This is a genomic window from Micromonospora sp. NPDC023644 (assembly GCF_040640115.1).
In the GTDB taxonomy this organism is placed as follows: domain Bacteria; phylum Actinomycetota; class Actinomycetes; order Mycobacteriales; family Micromonosporaceae; genus Micromonospora.
Map to the genome: position 1 here is coordinate 1 of NZ_JBFABA010000110.1, position 3,474 is coordinate 3,474.

Annotated in this window: 1 protein-coding gene and 1 pseudogene; one reads left to right on the forward strand and one right to left on the reverse strand. The window is 79.4% G+C overall.

The window, feature by feature from the left end; translation table 11 throughout:
* A pseudogene (locus AB0G08_RS30080) lies at positions 1 to 365 on the forward strand (hypothetical protein); the annotation flags it as partial.
* 120 nt (positions 366 to 485) lie between these two features.
* Here AB0G08_RS30080 and AB0G08_RS30085 read toward each other — a convergent pair.
* Positions 486 to 3,383: an AAA family ATPase gene (locus tag AB0G08_RS30085; protein WP_358094335.1), complete on the reverse strand. Its 2,898-nt coding sequence runs from the start codon at positions 3,381 to 3,383 to the stop codon at positions 486 to 488.
* Between the last annotated feature and the right edge of the window lie 91 nt (positions 3,384 to 3,474).

Here is a 3,474-nt window from a genome sequence, read left to right on the forward strand (position 1 = left end):
CCACCGCCGGCGCGGTCGGCGCCGCGCCGGCCGCCCGCGCCGCCGAGGCCCGGCACGCCGGACTGGTCGCCGCGCTGCGCGAGCGGGGCGTCCGGCACGTGCACGGCGGCTACTGGACCTGCAACCGGCTCATCTTCGCCACCCGCGAGGACGTGCTCTGCGCGGTCGTCGACGACGACCTGCGCCCGGGGCACGACCGGTACCTGCCGTACCGCCGGGCGGTGCTGCGGTCGGCCGCGCCGGCCTGGGTCGCGCCGGCCGGCTCGCCGCTGGCCGCCCGCCTGGACGAGCGCCGGCGTACCGATCCGGCCGCGCTCGACCTGGTCACCGTCCCCGGCTGGCGGATCTACCTGCCCCGCCCCTGACCCGCGCCCTCGCCCCGGTCGCACGCACCGCCCGAAGGTCTGCACCTCCACCCCCGACCTTGTCGCGCGTGGCCGGGGCCGTCGCGCTCCGCAGCCGGCGGACCGCCGGCCGGGGGTCCGTCAGCGCGGTGCGGTGGGCTCGCCGAGCAGGCCGAGGCGGTGCGCCAGCGCGGCGGCCTCCACGCGGTTGCTCACGTCGAGCTTGGCGATGATCCGCGAGACGTGCACGCTGGCCGTCTTCGGCGAGATGAAGAGCCGCTCGGCGATCCGGCTGTTGCTCTGGCCCTCGGCGACCAGCCGCAGCACCTCCCGCTCGCGCAGGGTGAGCAGGTCCGCGCCGGGACGCCCCCGCCTCGCCCCGCGCAGGCCGACCCGCCGGGCCAGGGTGGCGGCCTGCTCCGCGAGCGGCGCCGCGCCCAACCCGTCGGCGAGCGCGGCGGCCTCGGCGACCGCCGCCGCCACCTCGTCCCGCTCCCCCACCGCTGCCGCCGCCTCGGCGAGCGACAGCAGCGCCCGGGCGAGGGGGTACGGCTGCCCGTCGGCCCGCCACGCCACGACCGCCGTACGCCACGCCGGAAGCTCCTCGCCGCTGGCGGCCAGGAGGGCCGCCACCTGGGCGGCGTGCGCCCGCTCGGCCGGATGGCGGGCCGGCAGGGCTGCGGCGTGGGCGGACACCGCGCCGGCCAGTTCGGCGTCCCCGCTCCGCGCGGCGGTCCGGGCGACGGCGCTGAGCACCGGCCAGCCCTCCCGGGGCAGCTGCGGCAGCCGCTCGTCGGCCAGCGCGGCGTGGGCCGCGCGTACCGCCCCGGCCGGGTCGTCGGCCGCCAGCGCCGCCTCGATCCGCAGCTCCCGCAGCGGCAGCCGGTGGTTCGGCCACAGGTAGGGCCGGGCCAGGAAGGCCAGTGCCCGGTCCACCAGTTCCTCGGCGGCGGGATGGGCCCGGGCCAGCCGGAGCCCGGCACGGAGCTGCAGCCAGTGCAGGCCGGACACGCCCGGCAGGTCGATCCGGGCCGCCTCCGCGCAGGCGGCGTCGGCCTCGTCCCAGCGACCCAGGGCGATCAGCGCCTCGGCCTGGTTCGACAGCAGGTACGCGCCGGTGGAGCGGCTGACGCCGACCCGGCGCGCCTCGGCCGCCCCGGCGGCTGCCGCATCGGCGGACTCGGCGTACCGGCCCAGCTCGAACAGCACGTCGGAGAGGTGGACCAGCGCGCCCACCAGCGCCGGCGCGGAGCCGGCGGCGCGGGCCCGCTCCTCGGCCAGGCGCAGCCCGGCCAGGCGGCGCTCGGGCGACGCCTCGGTGCGGCACAGGAGGGTGATGCGGGTCGGCAGCAGCTCCAGGTCGTCGCCGAGCGCCTCGACCGCCTCCGCCGCCTCGGCCGCGAGCGTCCCGACCTGCTCCGGGTCCAGCCGGAACAGCTGCGCGGCGACGTCGGCGAGCAGCCGGACCCGTTCCGGCCCGTCCGGCCCACCGCTGGCCAGCCGGTACGCCTCCCGCAGCTCGGCCGCCCCGTCGCTCTTGCCGAGCATGGCCAGCATCCGGCCGCGCCGGTCCAGCAGCCGCGCCGCGCGCAGCGGCTCCGCCCCGACGTCCACGTCGGCCAGGGCGGCCCGGGTGAGGGTGAGCGCGCGCTGGTAGTCGCCGGCGGTGGTGGCGGCCGCAATCGTCTCCTCCAGCACCGCGAGGTGGTCCATGTCGAGCCGCTCGGCCGCGTCGGGCACCAGCTCCCACAGCTCCAGCACCCGTTCCAGCAGCCGGCTCTGCTCCGCGTACGCGTACCGGTCGGCGGCGGCGCGCGCCGCCGTGCGGGCGGTCACCAGGGCCCGGGGGTGGTCGTGGGCGGCGTACCAGTGGTGGGCGGTCTCGGCCGGGGCACGGCCGGCGGCGACCAGGTGCGGCTGGGCCTCGATGGCCGCCGCCCAGCGGGCGTGCAGCCGGGCGTGCTCGCCGGGCAGCAGCTCGTCGTGGACGGCCTCGCGGACCAGCGCGTGCCGGAACTCGTAGTCGCCCTCCGGGTCGGCCACCACGAGCTGGGCGGCGACGGCGGCGCGCAGCGCGTCCTCCAGCTCCGGCTCGGGCAGCCCGGCGACCTCGGCGAGCAGCTGGTGGGCGAACCGGGTGCCGCCGGCGGCGGCCATCCGCAGCACCCGCTGGGCGGCGTCGGGCAGCCGGTCCACCCGGGCCAGCAGCAGGTCGCGCAGCGTCTCCGGCAGCGTGGCGCAGCCCATCGGGTCGCCGGCCGCGGCCAGTTCCTCGATGAAGAACGGGTTGCCCTGGGTGCGCTGGTGGATGTCGTCGACCGCGCGGGCGAGCGGTTCGGCGCCGAGCAGGTCCGTCAGGATCGCCCCGGTGCCGTCCCGGTCGAGGCGGCCCAGCTCGACCCGCTCGACGCCGCGGGCCCGGTCCAGCTCGGCGAGGAAGGGCCGCAGCGGGTGCCCGCGGTGCAGCTCGTCGGTGCGGTAGGTGCAGACCAGCAGCAGCCGGGCGGTGCGGGCGGCGCGCACCAGGAAGGCGATCAGGTCGCGGGTGGACCGGTCGGCCCAGTGCAGGTCCTCGATCACCAGCACCAGGGGCTGCCCGGCGGCGAGCCGCTCGAACAGCTCGGCGACCAGGTCGAACAGGTAGCCGCGCGGGGCGTCCGGGACGAGCGCGACGGCGGGCGCGGCGATGCCGGCCGGCCCCCGGGCCAGCTCGGGCAGGAGGCGGGCGAACTCGGCCTCGTACCCGTCGAAGACGCCGGGACCGTCGCGGCGCAGCACGGCCCGCAGCGCGGCGGCGAACGGCGCGAAGGGGAGGCCGGCCTCGCCGAGTTCGAGGCACTGGCCGACCAGCAGCCGCGCGCCGCCCTCGGTGGCCGACCGGCCGAACTCCTCCAGCAGCCGGGTCTTGCCGACTCCGGCCTCGCCGCCGACCAGGACGGTGGTCGGTTCCCCGGCGCGGGCCCGGCCGAGGGCGTCGCGCAGGGCCGCGAGCTCCTGCTGGCGGCCCACGAGGACGGTGCTGGCGGCGCGTGCGGTCACGGCACCGAGCATGCCACGGCCCGCGCCGCCGCCGGCTCCGCTGACCGGCCGGTCAGCCGACGGCCCCCCCCGCCGGCCCCGCGCGGGGCCG